At 68.7% G+C, this 18,245-nt stretch carries 20 protein-coding genes and 4 pseudogenes; 16 read left to right on the forward strand and 8 right to left on the reverse strand.

Translation table 11 applies throughout. The features are described 5' to 3' along the window. The first annotated feature begins 5 nt into the window (after nucleotides 1-5). Nucleotides 6-850 (forward strand): IS5 family transposase gene (locus OHA81_RS32250; protein WP_443056734.1). Its coding sequence is split into 2 segments (ribosomal slippage): nucleotides 6-336 and nucleotides 336-850, totalling 846 coding nucleotides; the frame shifts between segments, so codons are not numbered across the junction. 271 nt (nucleotides 851-1,121) lie between these two features. Here OHA81_RS32250 and OHA81_RS32255 read toward each other — a convergent pair. Then, nucleotides 1,122-1,283 (reverse strand): hypothetical protein, encoded by a 162-nt coding sequence (locus OHA81_RS32255; RefSeq protein ID WP_329201827.1) that lies wholly within the window; start codon nucleotides 1,281-1,283, stop codon nucleotides 1,122-1,124. On the opposite strand from OHA81_RS32255, the gene OHA81_RS32260 reads away from it, so the two are divergent. From OHA81_RS32260 to istB, 6 genes and pseudogenes are all read left to right on the forward strand, one after another. Then, a complete protein-coding gene (locus OHA81_RS32260) occupies nucleotides 1,211-2,191 on the forward strand; it encodes a glycosyltransferase (protein ID WP_329202650.1) in 981 nt (326 codons plus the stop codon). The genes OHA81_RS32255 and OHA81_RS32260 overlap by 73 nt on opposite strands. Further along, nucleotides 2,178-2,882, forward strand: coding sequence for a class I SAM-dependent methyltransferase (locus OHA81_RS32265; RefSeq protein WP_329201829.1), 705 nt, complete (start codon nucleotides 2,178-2,180; stop codon nucleotides 2,880-2,882). Before OHA81_RS32260 ends, OHA81_RS32265 begins: the two co-directional genes overlap by 14 nt. 38 nt (nucleotides 2,883-2,920) lie before the next feature. Continuing rightward, a pseudogene (locus OHA81_RS32270) lies at nucleotides 2,921-2,986 on the forward strand (AAA family ATPase); the annotation flags it as partial. Nucleotides 2,987-3,107: 121 nt separating this feature from the next. After that, nucleotides 3,108-3,497: a hypothetical protein gene (locus OHA81_RS32275; RefSeq protein ID WP_329202679.1), complete on the forward strand. Its 390-nt coding sequence runs from the start codon at nucleotides 3,108-3,110 to the stop codon at nucleotides 3,495-3,497. A gap of 887 nt (nucleotides 3,498-4,384) precedes the next feature. Beyond that, complete coding sequence (gene istA / locus OHA81_RS32280) at nucleotides 4,385-5,803, forward strand: IS21 family transposase (RefSeq protein WP_329201830.1); 1,419 nt, start codon at nucleotides 4,385-4,387, stop codon at nucleotides 5,801-5,803. Beyond that, nucleotides 5,800-6,570 carry an IS21-like element helper ATPase IstB gene (gene istB / locus OHA81_RS32285; RefSeq protein ID WP_329201832.1) on the forward strand — a complete coding sequence of 257 codons (771 nt, stop codon included), beginning with the start codon at nucleotides 5,800-5,802 and terminating at the stop codon, nucleotides 6,568-6,570. Before istA ends, istB begins: the two co-directional genes overlap by 4 nt. Before the next feature lie 10 nt (nucleotides 6,571-6,580). Here istB and OHA81_RS32290 read toward each other — a convergent pair whose 3' ends face one another. Next, entirely contained in the window at nucleotides 6,581-6,979 is a 399-nt protein-coding gene (locus tag OHA81_RS32290) for a hypothetical protein (RefSeq protein WP_329201834.1), read from the reverse strand. Between the two features lie 100 nt (nucleotides 6,980-7,079). On the opposite strand from OHA81_RS32290, the gene OHA81_RS32295 reads away from it, so the two are divergent. Both OHA81_RS32295 and OHA81_RS32300 read left to right on the forward strand, forming a co-directional pair. Continuing rightward, the gene (locus OHA81_RS32295) at nucleotides 7,080-7,727 is read left to right on the forward strand and encodes an ATP-dependent DNA ligase (RefSeq protein WP_329201836.1); all 648 of its coding nucleotides are present in this window, start codon (nucleotides 7,080-7,082) and stop codon (nucleotides 7,725-7,727) included. Between the two features lie 785 nt (nucleotides 7,728-8,512). Then, a complete protein-coding gene (locus OHA81_RS32300) occupies nucleotides 8,513-9,379 on the forward strand; it encodes a hypothetical protein (protein WP_329202681.1) in 867 nt (288 codons plus the stop codon). 50 nt (nucleotides 9,380-9,429) lie between these two features. Here OHA81_RS32300 and OHA81_RS32305 read toward each other — a convergent pair. The 3 genes and pseudogenes from OHA81_RS32305 to OHA81_RS32315 all read right to left on the reverse strand — a co-directional run. Further along, nucleotides 9,430-9,696: pseudogene (locus OHA81_RS32305) on the reverse strand (XRE family transcriptional regulator); the annotation flags it as partial. Between the two features lie 101 nt (nucleotides 9,697-9,797). Beyond that, nucleotides 9,798-10,565 (reverse strand): hypothetical protein, encoded by a 768-nt coding sequence (locus OHA81_RS32310; RefSeq protein WP_329201838.1) that lies wholly within the window; start codon nucleotides 10,563-10,565, stop codon nucleotides 9,798-9,800. Then, nucleotides 10,562-10,732: pseudogene (locus OHA81_RS32315) on the reverse strand (DUF2630 family protein); the annotation flags it as partial. The pseudogene OHA81_RS32315 and the gene OHA81_RS32310, both read right to left, overlap by 4 nt. A 463-nt stretch (nucleotides 10,733-11,195) precedes the next feature. Here OHA81_RS32315 and OHA81_RS32320 point away from each other — a divergent pair. From OHA81_RS32320 to OHA81_RS32335, 4 genes and pseudogenes are all read left to right on the forward strand, one after another. Continuing rightward, nucleotides 11,196-11,558, forward strand: coding sequence for a hypothetical protein (locus OHA81_RS32320; RefSeq protein WP_329201840.1), 363 nt, complete (start codon nucleotides 11,196-11,198; stop codon nucleotides 11,556-11,558). After that, nucleotides 11,555-12,751 carry a hypothetical protein gene (locus OHA81_RS32325; protein WP_329201842.1) on the forward strand — a complete coding sequence of 399 codons (1,197 nt, stop codon included), beginning with the start codon at nucleotides 11,555-11,557 and terminating at the stop codon, nucleotides 12,749-12,751. Before OHA81_RS32320 ends, OHA81_RS32325 begins: the two co-directional genes overlap by 4 nt. Before the next feature lie 442 nt (nucleotides 12,752-13,193). Beyond that, nucleotides 13,194-13,541 carry a hypothetical protein gene (locus OHA81_RS32330; RefSeq protein WP_329201844.1) on the forward strand — a complete coding sequence of 116 codons (348 nt, stop codon included), beginning with the start codon at nucleotides 13,194-13,196 and terminating at the stop codon, nucleotides 13,539-13,541. Further along, a pseudogene (locus OHA81_RS32335) lies at nucleotides 13,507-13,623 on the forward strand (nuclear transport factor 2 family protein); the annotation flags it as partial. The gene OHA81_RS32330 and the pseudogene OHA81_RS32335, both read left to right, overlap by 35 nt. Before the next feature lie 83 nt (nucleotides 13,624-13,706). Here the strand turns inward: OHA81_RS32335 and OHA81_RS34725 are convergent. The 3 genes from OHA81_RS34725 to OHA81_RS32345 form a co-directional block, all read right to left on the reverse strand. Then, entirely contained in the window at nucleotides 13,707-13,970 is a 264-nt protein-coding gene (locus OHA81_RS34725; RefSeq protein ID WP_443056735.1) for a helicase associated domain-containing protein, read from the reverse strand. Between the two features lie 707 nt (nucleotides 13,971-14,677). Beyond that, nucleotides 14,678-15,076 (reverse strand): hypothetical protein, encoded by a 399-nt coding sequence (locus tag OHA81_RS32340; RefSeq protein WP_329201846.1) that lies wholly within the window; start codon nucleotides 15,074-15,076, stop codon nucleotides 14,678-14,680. Next, entirely contained in the window at nucleotides 15,073-15,921 is an 849-nt protein-coding gene (locus tag OHA81_RS32345; RefSeq protein ID WP_329201848.1) for an IS5 family transposase, read from the reverse strand. Before OHA81_RS32345 ends, OHA81_RS32340 begins: the two co-directional genes overlap by 4 nt. 703 nt (nucleotides 15,922-16,624) lie before the next feature. Here OHA81_RS32345 and OHA81_RS32350 point away from each other — a divergent pair. From OHA81_RS32350 to OHA81_RS32360, 3 genes are all read left to right on the forward strand, one after another. Beyond that, nucleotides 16,625-16,870: a hypothetical protein gene (locus tag OHA81_RS32350; RefSeq protein ID WP_329201850.1), complete on the forward strand. Its 246-nt coding sequence runs from the start codon at nucleotides 16,625-16,627 to the stop codon at nucleotides 16,868-16,870. A gap of 50 nt (nucleotides 16,871-16,920) precedes the next feature. Continuing rightward, the gene (locus tag OHA81_RS32355) at nucleotides 16,921-17,355 is read left to right on the forward strand and encodes an HNH endonuclease family protein (protein WP_329201852.1); all 435 of its coding nucleotides are present in this window, start codon (nucleotides 16,921-16,923) and stop codon (nucleotides 17,353-17,355) included. A 177-nt stretch (nucleotides 17,356-17,532) separates the two neighbouring features. Beyond that, nucleotides 17,533-17,877, forward strand: coding sequence for a hypothetical protein (locus tag OHA81_RS32360; protein WP_329201854.1), 345 nt, complete (start codon nucleotides 17,533-17,535; stop codon nucleotides 17,875-17,877). Nucleotides 17,878-18,245: the final 368 nt, after the last annotated feature.

Here is an 18,245-nt window from a genome sequence, read left to right on the forward strand (position 1 = left end):
GATGTGTGTCGTTGACTGACGCCCAGTGGGCCCGCATTGAGCCGTTGCTGCCGGACCGGACACCGAAGCGGGGTGGGCGTTGGCGTGATCACCGGCAGGTGATCGATGCGATCGCCTTCAAGTACCGCACGGGCACGCCGTGGATGGACCTGCCCGAGCGGTTCGGCTCATGGAAGGGCGCCTACAGCAGGTTGCGGACGTGGGCGATCGACGGCACGTGGGACCGCGTCTTCGCCGCCCTGCTCGCCCAGGCGGACGCCGAAGGCGACCTGGACTGGGTCGTCGCCGTCGACTCCACGATCGTCCGTGCCCATCAGCACGCTGCCGGGGCCCGTCAAAAGGGGCCCCGGCCGGCGAGCCGCACGACCATGCCCTCGGACGGTCCCGCGGTGGGCTGACCACGAAGATCCACCTTGCCGCCGACGGTCATTGCCGGCCGCTGGCCTTCGCCGTCACACCCGGCCAGGCTGGTGACGCACCCGCGTTCACCCAGGTCATGGCCGCCATCCGCGTGGCCAGGCCCAAGGGCAGGCCCAGGACCAGGCCCGCGGTCGTGCTGGCCGACAAGGCCTACTCGTCCCGCGCGATCCGTGAGCACCTGCGCAAGCGCAGGATCCGGGCGGTGATCCCGCAGCCAGCCGACCAGATCGCCAACCGCAAACGCCTCGGCAGCAAGGGCGGGCGGCCTCCCGCCTTCGACAAGACCACCTACAAGCAGCGGAACACCGTCGAGCGGTGCATCAACAAGCTCAAGCAGTGGCGGGGACTGGCCACCCGCTACGACAAGACGGCAACGATCTACCGGGCGGCCCTGCACCTCGCGGCCATCCACATCTGGACCGCGAGGTGATCCCTAAGAAACGGCCTAGCCGAAGGGCGTCGCGGCCGGTCCGTCGCCGAGATTCTTCCGCTGCTGCGGCGGGCAGCCGACGAGGCGCTGCTCGGTTTCACGGATGCGGACCTGCGCGAACAGGCGGAGGCGGTCAGCGCGGGGGAGCCGTATGTCCTGCGCGTCACGGTGGCCTGACCACGTCATCGGTCAGGGCGCGGTGGGTGTCCCCGGCCCCGTTAGCTTCCCGGGTATTGCTTCGCGCGGGGTTCTCGACGCTTCACGGTCGGGGTCAGGTCTCCTCGCCGCGATCTTTCGTCCACCTATTCACCACGATGAGCTGCCCGCCGGCAATTTCCGCCATCAGCTCGATGCGCACGTCTGCCTCCTGGCTCGCGTACCTGCCCACGAAGCCGCGGAACTTCCCGTCGGCGACGGCCCCGGGCCGCTCCACCGTGCCCTGCGCAGCGTCGCCCGCCAGACCTACGCCACTTCGAGGTCATCGTCGTCCGCGACGGCGGCCACGCCGTCGAGCCGGTCATCGCCCGGTGGCAGCACGAGATGCCCGTCACGCTCCTCGAATCCGACACCCCGCACGGCGTCTCCCACGCCCGCAATCGCGCCATCGCCGCAGCGCAGGGCGACTACATCGCCCTCCTCGACGACGACGTCTTCCTGCCCCACCACCTTCAGGCCGCGGCCGACGCCCTACGCTCGCGCCGGGCCGACACCGTCTACGGCCAGGCACTCGTCAGCCCCACCTGGATCGAAGACCTGCCGCGCGCCCGGGGCCACCTGCCATGCAAGGACTACGCGTTCGACCCTGCCTTCCTCTCCGTCGCCAACACCATCCACACCGGCGCCGTCGTCACCCGCAACCCGGCCGGCGGCCCGGTCCGCTTCGACGAGATGCTGCACCACTGCGAGGACTGGGACTTCCTCCTCGCCCTCCACGCCGCCGGGCACCGCTTCGCCCGCCTGGACACCATCACCAGCCTCTACCACCAGGTCCCCCGCCCCGGCGCGGTCCACAGCGCCTACCAGTGCGCTCCCACCCCGTTCACCCGGGCACGTGCCCTCCTCTACGACCGCTGGCCGGCCGCCACCGGCTGCGCCGAGGAGTACCGGGAGTGGTTCCGGCGCTTCGACCAGTGCCTCGACGCCCTCATCGCCCACGGCCGAAGCGTCCCACTCCACGTCTACGAACACGCGGTCCGCTCACTGCACGCCACGTTCACCGACCGCCGCTCCCCGGACCGCGGCCTCCTCAACTGCCTGTTCCCCCTCGCGCCGACCGCCTCCGCCGGGCAGCACACCGGCGCCTTCGCCCTGCGATCGGAAGTGACGCATGCGGCCCGGTGACGCGCCGTACGACGGCTTCGCCGAGACCTTCGCCCGCGAGGCCGCCGTCAGCGCCTACAACGCCCACTACGACCGCCCCACCGTCCTGGGCCTCCTCGGCGACGTGAACGGCCGCGACATCCTGGACGCCGGCTGCGGACCTGGCCTGTACCTGTCCGAGCTCGCCGCCCGCGGGGCCCGGGTCGTGGGCATCGACCAGAGCACCGACATGGTCCGCCTCGCCAGTGCGCGCCTCGGCCCGCACGCAGAAGTCCGCCAGCACGACCTCACCCAGCCCCTCACCTGGGCTGACGATGCGAGCTTCGACATCGTCCTGCTCGTCCTGGTCCTGCACTACCTCCCCGACCGGATTCGCACCCTGCGCGAACTCGCCCGCGTCCTTCGGCCTGGCGGACAGATCATCATCTCCACCAGCCACCCCACAGCCGACTGGCTCGCCAGCGGCGGCAGCTACTTCACCTGCGGCTCCATCGAAGAGATCTGGACGAACGGCATGACCCACCGCTACTGGCACCAGCCCCTCCAAGCCTGGCTCGACGAATTCACCGCCGCCGGACTCACCCTCGACCGCCTCGTCGAACACCAGCCAGTTCCCTCGATGGCCCACCACCACCCAGCCGAACACGAGAAACTGACCCACCAGCCTGGCTTCATGGCCATCCGGCTCCGCAAACGGCAACCTGCAATCTAGGGCCCGCGCCAGCTGCCCCGACGAACTCGGAGTCACCCATGCACCTCCGCCCGACGCTGGCCGTTGTCAGCGGCCCGCCCGCGACCGGCAAGACCACCCTCGCCCGTGCGCTCGCCCAGCACCTGGGCTGCCCCGCGATCCTGCGCGACGAGATCAAACAGGGCATGGTCATGAACTTCCCCGGTCACGACGCCGACGGCGACGACCCACTCAACATCCCCGCCCTTGGAAGCATTCTTCGCGACGATCGCCGTACTCCTCCGGGCGGGCACAACCGTCGTCGCCGAAGCCGCCTTCCAAGACCGCCTCTGGCGCCCCGGCCTGGAGCCGCTCACCGAGTTCGCCGACCTACGGATCATCCGGTGCACCACCCCCGCCCCGACAATCACCAAACGCATCACCGACCGCGCCCACACCGACAGCCACCGGGGCGCCCATGGTGACAAGACCTTGCTCGCCGACATGGAGGCCGGCATCTACGACCCCGACCAGTTCGTCCCCATCAGCCTGACCGCCCCGAACCTGCTGGTGGACACCTCCGACGGCTACGCCCCCGGCATGGAAGGGATCCGGAGATTCGTGCTGCATCCGGACCACGAAGGGGACGCCGGGTGAGCTTGCCGCTTAACCTCGCCGCGAGATGAGTCGGGCGAGCGATTCTGTGGGCCAGCAGAGCCATGCGAGAAGAGGGCTGGTGACCACGAACCAGTGGACACTGATTCGGCCCCGCTGCTTGTCCAGGATCGGTGGGACGTCATCCCGGTAGACGTAGCGGAGGTATCGGCGACGGACCGGACCACCAGCAATCAACAGCACTGGTGAGGCGACAAGAAGGGCCACGGGGACCAGGGCTCTCGTTGCGGTGAGCTTCACCTTCTCCTCGTATCGCATGTGCTCAGTGTGCTGATGCCCGATGTCGCTTGTCAGCTTGTCCGTCGGGGTTTGATGCCGACGTTGTGGTGTGCGGGTCGAGTGTAGGACTCGCCGGTAGCTAGGACTCGTCCGACCGAGGCCAGCGAAGGCGACCAGGGCACGCTGGCACTGACCTACCACGGCGATGTTCCCTTGCTCACCCTCACTGGCGGGTCAGCCCTTCCGTCCGCCTTGACCGTCGTTGATGGCAACGGAGCAGTCGTAGCCACCTACGTTGCGAGTGCGCCGCCCCAGACGCAGACCAGGGCCGGGCGGTTCATCAACCCGGAGGGGGACGTGATCCTCAACTGGATCAACAAGTGAAGAGTCCGCCCGGACGACTCTCACGCCGGTGAGACCGCCGCCGCACTGACCACCGCGTGTCCGGGCCAGCCGCGGAGTCGGGTGTGATCTCGCGGCGCCACTTCGCGTCGGCCTCGCCGACGGTAGCGTGAAGACCTCTTGCTGTCGGCGTACATGTGAACGTGCAGAGTCACGTACGGCTGAACGTACAGAGTTCCTGCTGTGCCGGGTGTCGGTGACCGGCACGCTGCTGCCTGTTGTGTCCGAGGCGGTAGAGAGGGGCGGCTGTGGTTCTGGACCCGCAGCGGTGGCTGGAGCTCCGGCGTTTTCGCGGTCTGGTGGAGTCCGGCGCGATGAGCGTGTCGGAGGTCGCCAGGGAGACCGGGCTGAACTGGCGGACGGTCAGTAAATATCTGTCGGCTGATGGGCCGGCGGGGCCGCCGCGGCGATCGGCGAACGGCCACACACACAAGCGGGTGGTCGACGAGGTGGCGCCCCTGATCGATGCGATGCTGAAGGCCGAGGTCTTGATGAAGGCCGCGGTGATCCACGAGCGGCTGGCCAGGGAATACGGGTTCACCGGCAACTATCAGAGGGTCAAGCTCTACGTTCAGGAAGCCCGTCCGAGGATCGCCGGGGAACTGGGCATCACACCGCGGGAGCTGGCGGGGATGCACCGCCGGTTCGAGGTGATCCCGGGCGCCCAGGCTCAAGTGGACTGGGGCGACGAGGGCAAGATCCTCGCTCACATGGGCATCGAGAAGGTCTACTCCTTCCACATGGTCCTGTCGTACTCCCGCGACCCGTTCTGCTGCTTCACCACCAGCCAGGACCTCCAGACCTTCTTCGACTGCCACCGCCGGGCGTTCGCCCACTTCGGCGGGGCACCGATGACGATCGTCTACGACCGCACCAAGACCGTCGTCCGCCGCCATGTCGCCCCAGGTGAAGCCGTTCCGCTGCATCCGGAGGCAGTCGGCTTCGCCGGCCACTACGACTTCGACATCGACGTGCTGGCCGCCTACCGGCCCACCGGCAAAGGCCGCGTCGAACGCCAGGTGCTGATCGTCCGCGACCATGTCCTGTCCGGCCGGGCCTTCTCCTCCCTCGAGGAGTTGGACGCCGCGTTCACCGCCTGGGTGCCCCACCGGCGGGCCCAGATCCACCAGACGCACCGGGACGTCATCGGCGAGCGGGCGGCCCGCGACCATGCGGCCCTCCGGCCGCTGCCGCCCACCCCTTATCTGGTGGCCGAACGGCACCTGCGGCCGGTCGGCAAGGACTGCCTGGTCGCCTTCGGCGGCAACCTCTACTCCGTGCCGGCCCGCAAGGTCCGCCCCCGGCAGCTGGTAGAGATCCGGGCCACGAAGTCGCAGGTCATGCTGCACTCGACAACCCCCGACAATGGCGGCGGGACGCTGCTGGCCATCCACTCCCGGGCAGTCGGCCGCGGAGTCCGCGTCGTCGACGAGACGCATTGGAGCGGCCTGCCCACCGGCAAGGGACGGCGGACCACCACCGGCGACGTCCCCTCCCAGCCCCGCCCCAAGCGTCCCGGCGGTGGGGAACCCGGCTCGCTGCAAGCCCTGCTGAACCGGGCCGCGGCCACCCGCATCGAGGTCGGCCGCCGACCGCTATCGGTCTATGACGAACTGACCGGCACCCGCCCCTTCACCACCCGCACCGAAAACAGGGAAATGCCTTGAGCGAGCTGACCGGCAACCGCATCCGCAGCACGGCCGCCAAGCTCGGCCTGCCTCACCTGGCCGAAGCCGTCAACGAGTACTCCCGGCGGGCCGACGAGGCCAAGATGGGCTACCTCGACTTCCTCGACCTGGTGCTCTCCGAAGAGCTCGCGGTCCGCGACGACCGCCGCTTCCGCCAAGGCCTGCGGCTCTCCCGGCTGCCGCACCACAAAACGATCGACGAGTACGACTTCTCATTCCAGCCCGAACTCGACCCGCGCAAGATCAAGGACCTCGCGACGCTCTCGTTCGTCGAGGCCAAGGCGAACGCGGCCCTGCTCGGGCCGCCCGGAGTCGGCAAGACCCACATCGCGGTCGCCCTCGCGGTCGCGGCCTGCCGGGCCGGCTACTCGATCTACTTCACCAGCCTCGACGACATGGTCCGCAACCTCAAGACCGCGGAAGCCGCCGGCCGGCTGACCAGCAAACTCGGCACCTACCTGCGGCCGAGCGTCCTCGTGGTCGACGAAGTCGGCTACCAGCCCCTCGAACGCGCGGAGGCGAACCTGGTCTTCCAGGTGATCTCCAAGCGATACGAAAAGGGCTCGATCATCCTGACCTCGAACAAGACCTTCAGCGAATGGGGCCAGGTCTTCGGCGACGAAGTCCTCGCCACCGCCATCCTCGACCGCCTCTTGCACCACTGCGAAGTCGTCGCTATCAACGGCCCAAGCTACCGGCTGAAGAACCGCCTCAAAGCCATCGCGCGCGAGACCGAAGTCGCCTGAAGACTCAGACCTACCCCAGTTCCTCGCCCGGCGGGATGAACACGTCGGCGCTGTCGGCATCGTCAACATGCCCGTGAGCGTCCATCGTGATGGCCGTTGCCCGGCCCTGCGAGGTGATCAGCCACGCGAGCACCTGTTCCGTCAGCGGGGTCTTCCCGGGACCCTCGTCCTTCCAATGCGCCCGCCAGCCGCCACCAGGCACTGCGGCTACAACCTGGTCGGCCTTCTCGAGATGGGAAAAGTCCTCGTAGTCCGTGACGGGACGCATGGCTCCTCGCTTGGGGTCGACAACAAGGGCCGTCCCTGTTGCCGGGTCCCAGGCCTCCACCCGCACCATGCGGCCGATCTCGGTTTCGGTGCCACTGAAGATGGCGGTCCAGCCGGTCTGATTGAAGTAGCGAAGATCCACCACCTCATCATCTCGCACAGCAATGCCTACGAATCAGTGGCGACTTGCTCTGCACGTTCAGCCGTACCCACCTCTGCACATACGCGAGTACGCCGACATCTTGCAGATCGACGGGCAGGAGCTGCTGCACCTGCCGTATGTGGAGCGTCGCGCCCGCCTGGAGGCCCTGTTCGCCGAGCACGCCCTGACAGCCCCGTGGACCCTGTGTCCGATGACGACGGACGCGGCCAAGGCCCGGGAATGGCTGGAGTCGTGGACGGACGTGTCCGGCGTAGAGGGCATCCTCTGCAAGCCCCTGACCAGCCGCTACACGCCCGGTCACAGGGGGGCGTGGACCAAGGTTCGTCGCCGGGACACCACCGAGGCGATCATCGGCGCCACCACCGGCACCCTCACCCGCCCGCAGCTCCTCGTCCTGGGCCGCCACGACTACGACGGCAGGCTGCGCGCGGTCGGCCGCACCGTGCCGCTGCGCACGGAGGCGGCCCGCCTGGTGGCGGAGCATCTGACGGCCGCCGACCCGGGACACCCGTGGGAGGGCGTCACGTTCGCAGGGACGTGGGGGTCCGGTGACGTCCTGGACGTGCGGCTGGTCCGCCCCGACCTGGTGGCCGAGATCAGCGCCGACCGCTCGATCGACCGGGGCGGCGTGTGGCGCCACCCGCTCCGCTTCCGGCGGCTGCGCATGGACGTGACCGTGGACGACGTCCCGCGGTTCGGGGAGGGTCCGGCCGCTGCGGCCGGCTGAGAGGGCGCCTCTGACGAACCCGGCGCGGGCCGCCACCACCCGGTGGCGGCCCGCGCTGTCGTGTGTCGGGGGCCGGCCCCGGTCTCCCCCGCAGGGGTGAATTTTGCCCTCGCATACGCGTAGGCGGCTTGTGCGGTGTGCTCCCAACTCGCCCCGGAATCGGGTCTATTGATAACAAACGGGATCTTTCGGCATGTTTCCGGCGCGGCCCGATCGTCGGGCCGTCTGATGTGCGATCGGAGTGCGATTCATGGGGCGTTCGGTGCGTGAGAGCTACGACGAGTACGCGGCTGCGGGCCGGTTGCGGGTTCCGGTGGCCGCGTGGCGGTGGGCTACCGGCTGCGGTCTGGTCCCGCCGGCGGACGCGGGCCCCGGCCTGTGGTCGCGGGCGGTGGTGGAGGCCGCCGACCCCGAGGTGGTGCGTGCGGCGCTGCGCGGCCCGATCGGTGCCGGGGTGGCGGCGGACCGGCTGACGGAGGCGTTGGGGGTGCCGCTCCCGATTCTCCGGCCGAGGGTGACCGCTTCGGCGGTCGGCCGCCTCGTGAAGGCCGGCCTGCTGGTCTACCTCGGCGGCGTCGAGTTCCCCGACGTCCACCCGGACCAAGTGGCCGTCCTCGCACGCCGCCGGGACCTGCCCGCCCTGCTCGACCGGCACGTGCCGCTGGGCCCGGACCAGGCCGCGGTACGCCTCGGCGTCCGCCGAACGGACTTCGACCAGGTGGTGAGGCTCGGGTGGTTGGCCCCGGTCGCCTCGGTGGACATCGACGACAAGCACCACGGGCGGGGTGACCACGGCCCCCCTGTACTCCGCCGAGGACATCGCGCTCCTGGAGGTGGTCCGCCCCTCCGTGGACTGGCGGGCGGTGCGCACCGTCACGCCGGGCCGGCGTTCCCCGCTCGCGGCCCTTGACCCGATTGCCGAGGGCAGTGATCGGGTGTTCCTGGCGCAGGTGGCGCAGGTGGCGCGGATCGCCCGGGTGGGCCGCGCGGCGGTGGTCTGGCGCCGCCGGAGCCCGGACTTTCCCGACCCGGTGGCGGGCACGGACGTGCACCCGCAGTTCGACCGCCACGCCGTGGTCGCATGGCTCCTCACGCACGACAAGATCGGAATCCCCACGGGGCCGACGGTCGCCTCACTGGTGCTGGCCGGCCCCAACGGCGCCACGCGCCGGTTCCGGCTCGATGACCCGTGGCTGACCCTGGCCGACGATCCGGCCGGGGAGGACGTGTTGTCCGGCTGGTCCACCGACACGGACGCCGACACGGTGGCCGAGCTGGCGGCCGGCGGGTTCGGGGCGTCGCTGCGCCGGCTGAACGCGCCCGGTAGCGGCCCGTTGGCGGTGCTGGGGGAGGTGCGGGTGATCGACCGGTTCCGGTCCGGGGCGGGTGGCCTGCGCCTCACCCTGGCCTGGCCGGCCGGCCTGCGGGGCGCCGCCTCGGTGGGGTCGGTCGGTGTGGAGCGCCACGCGGTCGCGTACGCGGGCCCGGGAGAGAGCTGCGTGTGCAAGCGGCACGACTGTGGCGGCGTCGTCCCCGTGGGCTGGTGCCGGGAGCACGGGACGGAGGCCTCGCCGGTGGTGGAGTGGCATCCCGGAGGCGGAATCCGCTGCACGCTCCTGGCCGGGAGGAGCGCCGTAACGACGGGCCGTTGACCCGCCGGCGTGTGGGTGTGGGGGACGGCCTCGGTGACCGCCCCCGTGGTTCAGGCCTGGAATTCGGCGAGGAGCATGCGCAGTGTGAGGCTGTGCTTTTCCGGGGGGAGGGCGTTCATGGCGGCGGTGGCGTGGGCGATGCCGCCGGCCCGGTCGCCGGAGCGGGCGAGCATCAGCCCCTGGTGGAGCTCCAGATGTGTCGCGAAGCGCGGCAGGCTCGGGGGGAGTTCGGCGAAGGCCTGGTCCTGCGCCTCGGTCGCGGCGCGTTCGTCGCCGAGGCGGGCGAGGAGCAGGGAGCGGAAGACGTTGAGTCGCCACGGCTCTCGCAATCGGTTCCGTCAAGGCGGCCGCCTCGTACGGGGCGGCCGTCTTGACGGCGTCCTTCCTGCTCTGCGTGAGATCGCTGTGAGACCGGGCCCTATGGCTGGGTCGTTTCGACGGCGCGGAGGTTTCGCAGTGCGCCGTCACCGGCCTCGAACTGGGACGGGTAGAGCAGTTGCACGTGCACAGTGAGACCTGCACCGGGCTCGACGGTGTAGGAGTCGTCCGCCGTGCGGATGACAACGGATCCGTCAGTGCCGTCCTTGATCACCGTGTACCACGGACTCTCTTGTGGATTGAGGCGGGTTCTCCCTGGTGTGGTGAAGGGTGGCACGTCGAAGCTGATCTCCCACCACACCACCCGCTCTTCACGGGCGGCCAGCTGGAGGTCGTAGCTAATGATCCACCCCTTCGCCTCCTCGGGCCACGTCTGGTGCCACCCCGGGCCGATCCTAGGAATGATGCTGACCGGGGGCAGTTCGACGTCGGTGGTCGCTGAGCCGGAGTGCTGCTCGGCCGTATTGGCGTGTGAGGGTGACCTGATCAGGCTGGTGCACGTGAGAGGGCCCTCGAATTCCGGGTCGATGGTGCCTGTCAGGTTGATCACCGCCTCGCTACCCTTGCGCAGGTCGATCGGCAGGTGCAGGCCATCCCGGACCGAAGGGTGACCGCAGATGGCCCCGTTCTCGCCTTGGCAGGTCAGCTCCAGATCGGTGAGCTCCGCCGGGATGGCGCACTCTACGACGGCGTCAGGGGCATCGTTGGGGCCGAGATTAGCCACGCTGATGCTGTAGGAGACTCGTTCTCCCGGCTTGGCCGCCTGCGGGCCGCTCATCTCCAGCGGCATGTTCACGGGCAGGGTCATCGTGAGGCTCCTGATCCGGTGAGCCTCGTACGTTGGCCCTCTCCGAGCGCCGCTCGCCGATTCCTTAGGAGGTCCCAACACTGGTCCAGCACTACTTCGAGGTCCGCGAGTCTGGCCCGCTCAGCCTCTGGATTCAGCTCACCGGCTTCAGCTTTGGCCTTCAGTTGATGCTCTTGCCCCGTTACAGTAACCCCTTGATCTTGCCAAGCGGGTCGGCTTCCTCGGCCATCGCGGCCTCCTCACTGGCGATTGCGCGATCTTGCTCCTTCCCAGGGAGCCTAACTCTCACGCGACGCGCCTACCCAGGTACTCCGAACGATTGATGGTCGCAGGGAGCCATCACGCGGGCCGCTTCGGCCCGTATGCGATGCGCCGCTTCCATGTCAGTGGGTGGTGTCAGTGACGTTGCGTCAGGTACTGCCGTTTGTGCTGGTGGAGGCGGTACTCGGATTCGGCTCACTGACATGGGACGGTGCTTGGGGGTGGGGGTGCTGACATGGGGCGGTAGATGCTCAGGTCGTGCACTGACACGAAACCGGCAGATCGCAGACATGGAAACGGTGCAGCGCAGGTGTTGGAGGCCCGCCGCGGGTCGCTGTGCAGGGTCGTTTCCCGGATCCGGTGGCCGCAGTGGAGCAGCAGTTGCCGGGCGGCCTAATCCTGGTTGACGGGCTGCTGGTGTGGGGCGACCGAGGCGAGATCCTGCTCAGCGCGGCCCGGCTGAAGGACATCGGCTCCGGGAAGCTGTACCGGGTCGGCGGCCGGTCGCGCGACCGGTGGCCGCAATTGGGCCCAGCGCTCTTCACCGACGCGGACCGGCGGGCACTGTTCCGGCTGCGGACATGGACGGCCGACTCGGCCTGGATCTCACGATGGCGACGGTTCCGGGGCGGCGCGTCGCATGGCGAGGCGGCTGAGGGTGGCTTCAAACGGCATCCCGCAGTCACGTTCTGTAGTGTAAATGTCACGCTAAGTGTTAGTCTGTGTTCATGAAGCAGCTCCAGCTCAACAACCCGTATGTAGGCACGGGCACAGGCAGCAGTAACGGAAAGTGGTACAAGGGGTCGCTCCACGCGCACAGCGATCAGGCGGAGATGTACCCGGGCTCCACCTTCCACGACGAGGACTCGCCGCGGGATAGGGGGCAAGTTCTGGCGGACTACGAGGGGGCCGGGTATGAGTTCGTCATGCTCGCCGAGCAGAACAAGTACACCACCTCGCAAGAGGCGAAGGGGCTCAGCACATCCAAGCTGACCGTGATTCCCGGGGCGGAGCTCGACGGGCGCCGCGTCGACACCGAACAGCATCTCAGTCACGTGAACCCGTCGGATCCCGCATTCCATGTGGAGCTGGATCCGAAAAAGCCGAAGGTGTCACTGCAGGAGATCTTCGACCTTGCTAAGGACGACCCCGTACCCCCGTTGGTTGTGCAGGTTCATCCACAATTCCCGAGGATGGGCGACGGGCGGGAGAAGGACATCCTGGGTAGTTATGGAGTGGACGCGCTGGAAGTCGTGAACAGCTGGTGGATGCAGCGTCCCCACGCCTTCGAAGATTCCGGGGGCAAGTACAGTCCGTTCGCGTTCCACCTCTGGGACCGCCTGCTCAAGGAAAGTCTCACGAAAGCCGGCAAGCCGGTGTGGGGTGTGGCCGGCTGCTGCAGCGTGAAGCCTGGCGACGTGGGCAAATCCTGGATCAGGGTGTGGCTGGACAACAACCAGTCCCCGACCCCGGATTCACTGGTGAAGGCCATCAGAAAGGGTAGGTTCTACGTCTCCAGCGTGTCCGCCGAAGCCGACCCACAGGGCCCGGCCGGCAGGAAGAACCCGACGGTGTCCCCTGGTGTGACGATCGAGAAGATCGAAACCAACGGGAAGGGGGTGACAATCGAAACCGATGCCGAACGCGTCTACGCCATCGTCGACGGCGGGCCCCGCCTAACGGTCGAGACCCGCGGGAAGTCCCCCACGAACCCCGCTCCGGGGAAGACTGCGATCTTCGAAACCTTCACCTTCCCTGACGCCGTGCGGTTCCCCGACGCCAAGTCCATCCGCTTCGAATGCGTCGCAGCCGACAAAAAGCACGATAACTGGGACCAGAGCTACGAGTGGGACAACAGTCAGAAACTCAACCGTTCCTGGACTCAGCCCCTCTGGGTCCCCAAAGTCACCACCCAAGGCTCCTGACACTGCAGCAGACGGCAGGCCCCAGGCAGGCGCCACCGCGCCGCACTGGCCACGATCTGCGGCGCCCCGTGCCCCGCGGCGCCGACTGCCCGCCTTTTGAACGTCCTGGTAGGCAGCGGGTTTCCGGACCGGCCGGTCAGCCGTAGGCATGGTGACACAGCGTCGCGATGGTGACGCCGTGGGCTGCCTGGCACAGCTCCGTCATGTCCGCAGTCCCCGCCCCCGGGGCTCGCACCGGACGGTGCGGGGCGTTGCTACGGTTCGGCCGCTTCACCCTTCCTGGGTTTGGGTTTGGCGGCGGGGCGTACGGCAGGCCGGGGCGGGGCCGTGCGGCGCGGCCGTACCGGGCTCTCAGCCTTGCGGTCGGGAGCCCGCCGGGCGGGCTGAGTTCCGCCGGACGCCTTGCGGGCCGCGGGGGGCGGGACGGGCTGGCACAGGCGCCATGCCGGCCGCAGGATCAGCCGCCGACCACCTCGCCACGGCCTGGCAGGCGGCGTACGCGCGCAGCCCGGATCCGGTGCGCGCGTACAGCGAGGCCATCAAGGCGGCCGAGGCCGCAGCGCACGCCGTCATCGAGGCGAACAACGTCAAGGCCACGCTGGGCACCATGCTCGGCGAGATCAGGAACGCCCGGCGCAAGTTCGGCACCGTGATGTCCACACCTGCCGGCGGCGACCCCATCGCGCCGATTAGGTCGATGATGCGGGCGTTGTGGGAGGGGCAGACCTCGCGGCACGGCGGTCAGGCGCCCACCCGGCCGGAGACTCCTGATCGTCGAGTACCGCAATGACACCTGGGGTGAGATGCGCACCGCCTGGCGCTTCGAGGTGACCGACGGGCACGTCAGCCGCTTCGAGACCGGCCAGGCCTGAGCAACCCCTCGGGCCAGCGCGTCGGACCGATGACCGGCGTGCGTGCCGGGCACTGTTCCATAATCTGGAACAGTGCCCGCCCGCTACCGGGCCCAGTCCACGCCGAGTTCGGCGAGTGCTGCGAGTTGCGCCGGGTGGAGTCGGTCGCGCCGGGTCTTCTGGTTCATGATCCAGATTCCGGTGCGGTGTGTGGTGCCGTCGGGGAGTGTTTCGGTGTGCGTTCGGGGGACCGTAGTGGTGCCTTCGCGGGCGACGTACCGGGCGAGCGCTTGCAGGCCCTTGTGGAACGCTTCAGCGCCCTGCCCGGACTTGGATGTCGTGCTCGCTCGCCGGTGATGGAGTGGCATCCCGGAGGCGGAATCCGCTGCACACTCCTGGCCGGGGGCAGGGTGGTAACGACGGGCCGTTGACCCGCCGGCGTGGTGGGGGACGGTCACGGTGACCGTCCCCCGGTAGTTCAGTCCTGGATCTCCGCGAGGAGCATGCGCAGGGTCAAGCTGTGCTTTTCCGGTGGGTGGCTTTGTTCACGAGACTCGTGAACAAAGCCAGGGGTTCATCTCCCCATGGGGTGGCGTAGGCGCAGACGGGTGACAGGACGAGTGTTGTGGGAGAAGGCCGGGAAGTTCTGCGAGGGAATCGACTGCACTACAGGAAAGGCCGCCATGCGTCGTCTCGCTGCTGTCGTCCTCGGAACTCTCGCGATCTTTGGTGCTCTCGCCGTACCGGCCAGCGCTGACACGGGTCTGGGCGTCGGCCCGATCTCATTGGGCCTGCCGGGTGCTCACGCCCCACAATTTGCGCAGCTCCAGGGCATGAACATCAACGTGGGCAGGCTTTTGGGGTAGGCGCTGGTGTGGTTCGGGCTCGACAGGGCGGTGCCGGTGAGCTGGACGTGACCTCGGTGGGTCAAGATTGTTGGCGGGGTGTGAACAACACCAAACGAGCACTTGTGGCCCTGGTTGTGTGCGGGGCAGCCCTGAGAGGGCGGTTCGTGAGTTGATGTCTGTTTCCGGGTGAGGCTGGGACAGGGCTGCTGGTCACGGTGCTCGGCCGGCTACTGCTTCCTGGTGAAGGTGCCGGTGTCGGCTTCGGTGAGGATGCCCAGCTTGACCAGCCGTTTCAGTTTGGCGCGGGTGCCCTCGATGTTCTTCGGCAGCAGTTCGTGGTTGAGGGCTTCGCAGACGTCCCGGGCCCGCAGCGGGCTGGTCGCGTCGTTGAAGACGGCGAGGATGCGGGGGTAGTCCGGGTGCTCGGGCAGGTCCGGCGGGGCGGCCGGGAGCCGGTCGGCGAGTCCGGTGACGGTCTTCCGTGTGATCGCGAGGTGTTCGAGGTGGGTCTCGGCCTCCCGCAGCCGGGCCTGCAGGTCGCCGATCCGGGTGCGGAGGTCGTCGGCCAGGCCCCGGGCGGCTTCCTCCTGGATGCCGAGCGCGTCGAGCAGGGGCTGGAGGTTCATGCGCTCACCTTCTGCGGTTCGCGCCAGGTGGGGGTGTTCTCGCCGGTGAGGCGGCGGGCCATGACCTGGGTCATGGCCCAGTAGACGCGGGAGGCGGACGAGGCCGTGTGGTGCTCGTAATCGCGGACCAGACGCCGGTGCAGTATCAGGATCCCGTAGGTCTGCTCGACCCTCCACCGCTTCGGCTGCGGAACGAACCCCCGCTCCTGCGGGTTGCGCGCGACGATCTCGACGTCGATGCCCAGGCCGGCTCCATGCGCGACGACCTGGTTCTTGAATCCTTGATCGACAAGGGCCTTCTCGACGGCACCGCCGGTGTGTTCGGCGACCTGGTCCAGCAGGGCGACGCCCGCGGTGTTGTCGTGCGCGTTCGCGGCGAGGACGGCAACCGCGATGACCAGGCCAAGGACGTCCACGGCCAGGCCCCGCTTGCGGCCCGGGACCCGCTTTGCCGGATCCCGGCCGGTCGTGGAGGCGGGGACCCCGGCGGCCGCGTGGACACTCTGGGTGTCCAGGACCACCAGGGTCGGGTCCTCTAATCGGCGGGCCTTCTCACGGACCTGGCAGCGCAGGAGTTCGTGGATGACCTGGTCAGTGCCGTCGTCCCGCCAGGCCGCGAAGTAGTAGTACGTCGCGCTCTTCTGTGGCAGGTCGTGCGGGAGGTAGGCCCACTGGCATCCGGTCCGGCCCTGGTAGAGGATCGCGTTCACGATCTCCCGCATCGCGTAGGCGCCCTGGTGGCCGCTGACCGAGCGGTGCCGGTCCTTCCACGCCGTGATCACCGGCTCGATCAACGCCCACTGCCCGTCCGATAAGTCACTCGGGTACGGCTTGCGTTCAGTCACGTCGTCACATCAGCAGACAAGCGACCGGGAACCGGCGGATTTAGACCACACCCACACCATCAGGCGACGCCAGAACCACCCGAAGACTCACGAACCGGCCTCTGACAATGTCGGGCGTGGCCAACGCAACAGATGAACCCACGGCCACCCCCGAGGGTGACCAGCCGGGCTACGTCTGCATCAGGGTGCCCAATGGCAACGGCGGCTCCTACAGGGTGTGCGGTCCCCGGGACAACCTCGGGGAATACCTGACTCCCGGGAATGACCGGGAGGGCTAGAAAGGCGTCCCAGCGGCCTGTCTTGAGGTGGTGGCACGGACGGCAGAGCGGTGAACGTTCCCGTCCGTGTCCGTCCCGCCGGGCGCGAGCGGTTGTGCCGGCGCCGGCCGTTCCACGTGACGGGTCAGGCGACAAGCTGACGGGAACGCGATGAGGCCCGGAACTGGCGGAGATCAGCGCCGACGCCGCCATCGACCGGGGCGGCGTCTTCCGCCACCCGCTGCGCTTGAAGCGACTGCGCCCTGGAGGTGACGGTGGGGGACGTTGCCCGGGTTCGAGGAGGGGAGGGTCGCGGCCGCGGGTTGAGGGGCCGGCGGTGGTGGGGGTTGCGGTGTCGTTTCTGCGGTGAATCAGGCCGTCCGCCCGGGTGAGTTGAGGGTCTGGGGCCTATCGGTGTGGGTGGCGGGCGCGCTACACCCCCTCATGTGATCAAGAACCTGATGCGGCGCGGGCTGCCCGCGCTCGCTCTCGCCGTCCTGCCCCTGCTGTCCACCGCCCCCGCCTCCCACGCCGCCGGCTTTCCGGCCGCGGCGGCCGGCGGCGCCTTCGCCCCGGGAGCGCCTGGTGTGTCCGGCGCGGCGGGTGTGCGGGCGCCGTTGTCGTTGTTCGAGGCGATCGACCGGCTTCCGGTCGCGGAGGAGCACCGGGAGGGCTACAAGCGAGACCTCTGAACCGCGGCCTCAGCGCGAGCGACGGTTGCGACACCCGCAAAGAGGCGATCTTGTCTGAGGCGGTCGAGGCGCCGCAGGTCGCGACGGGCTGCAAGCTGTCGGGCGGGTCGTGGCGCAGCGCGTACGACGACCTGGTCGTCACCGACGCCGCGCGCCTCGACGTCGACCATTTCGTCCCGCTCGCAGAAGTTTTCGACTCTGAGCGGACGCCGTGGAGTGCGGCGCGGCGCGAGGCGTACGCGAACGACCAGGGATCTCCGGACACGTTGATCGCAGTCTCGGCTGCTTCGAACAGGTCGAAGGCGGACAAGGACCCGGAGGAATGGCTGCCTTCGGACGGCTCGTACCACTGCACCTACGCCGCGACGTGGGTGGGCACGAAGCTGCGCTGGGACCTGGCGGTGGACGAGGCCGAGCGCCAGGCGCTCCTCGGCCTTGCAGAGGACTGCCCGACGACCACGGTCGTCTACGAACCCGCGTCCTGACATCCACCTTCCGTGGGCGGCGCCGGATGTGCCGTTGCCGCCCGCTGCGCACCGCAAGCAAGTTGGTTCGCCGGGAGGAATTCGCAGACATGAGAAGGATTCATGAAGACACGTAAGCGTTCTGCTGCCCCACTGGGCTCGACACTGGCACTGACAATGCTGGCGTTTTGTGCCCCCGTGTGCGCGGCCGCCCAGCTCGTGCGGGCCGCGCACGTCGTGCTCACCAACGCGGACAACGGCCGGACCGTGTCCGCGCATGCCGGGGACGAGGTCAAGGTCGACCTCACCGGCTATCGCGGAAACGGACTCACCTACAGCTGGAGTATTCCGGTGTCCGGCGACTCCACCGTCCTTCGGCGGACCGGAGGCCGTACGACCCCGACGGGCTCCGCCACGGCCCGTTTCCATGCCGAGAAGGACGGCACTGCCACCCTCAGCGCCCAGCGGCACTGCCGCCCCGGCCCGGGCCGCATCTGCCCTCTCGTGGTCACGCCGTGGAAGGCCACGGTGGAGGTGAGGTAACCAGCGCTGCAGTCCCTGTTGGTGAGGCAGGGAGTCGGACCGCTCTGGCCTCGTCCTCGGTCAGCAGCTTGAGTCGGGTCTCGGTCACGGCATCGACGAGCGCTCCGAGGAAGTCTTCGTCCATGCCAGAGCAACGCCCCAGGGCCTTGGCCGTCACGTGGCTGGCTGTGGGATCTCGCCGCTCGTGTCCTACGGCGACCCTGTGACCTGGGACTTCTTGCGGTGTCTCACGCCGTGTCCAACCGCTCAGTCTCACGATCGTGTCCAATCCTCGGAACGGCCGCGAACTGCAATCCGCTGACCTGCGGAGTCTCACGAGCGGACACCGGTAGGACATTGGCGGTGAGACTAGGACACGGTTCGTAAGA

It is taken from the genome of Streptomyces sp. NBC_00667 (assembly GCF_036226825.1).
Lineage (GTDB): Bacteria > Actinomycetota > Actinomycetes > Streptomycetales > Streptomycetaceae > Streptomyces.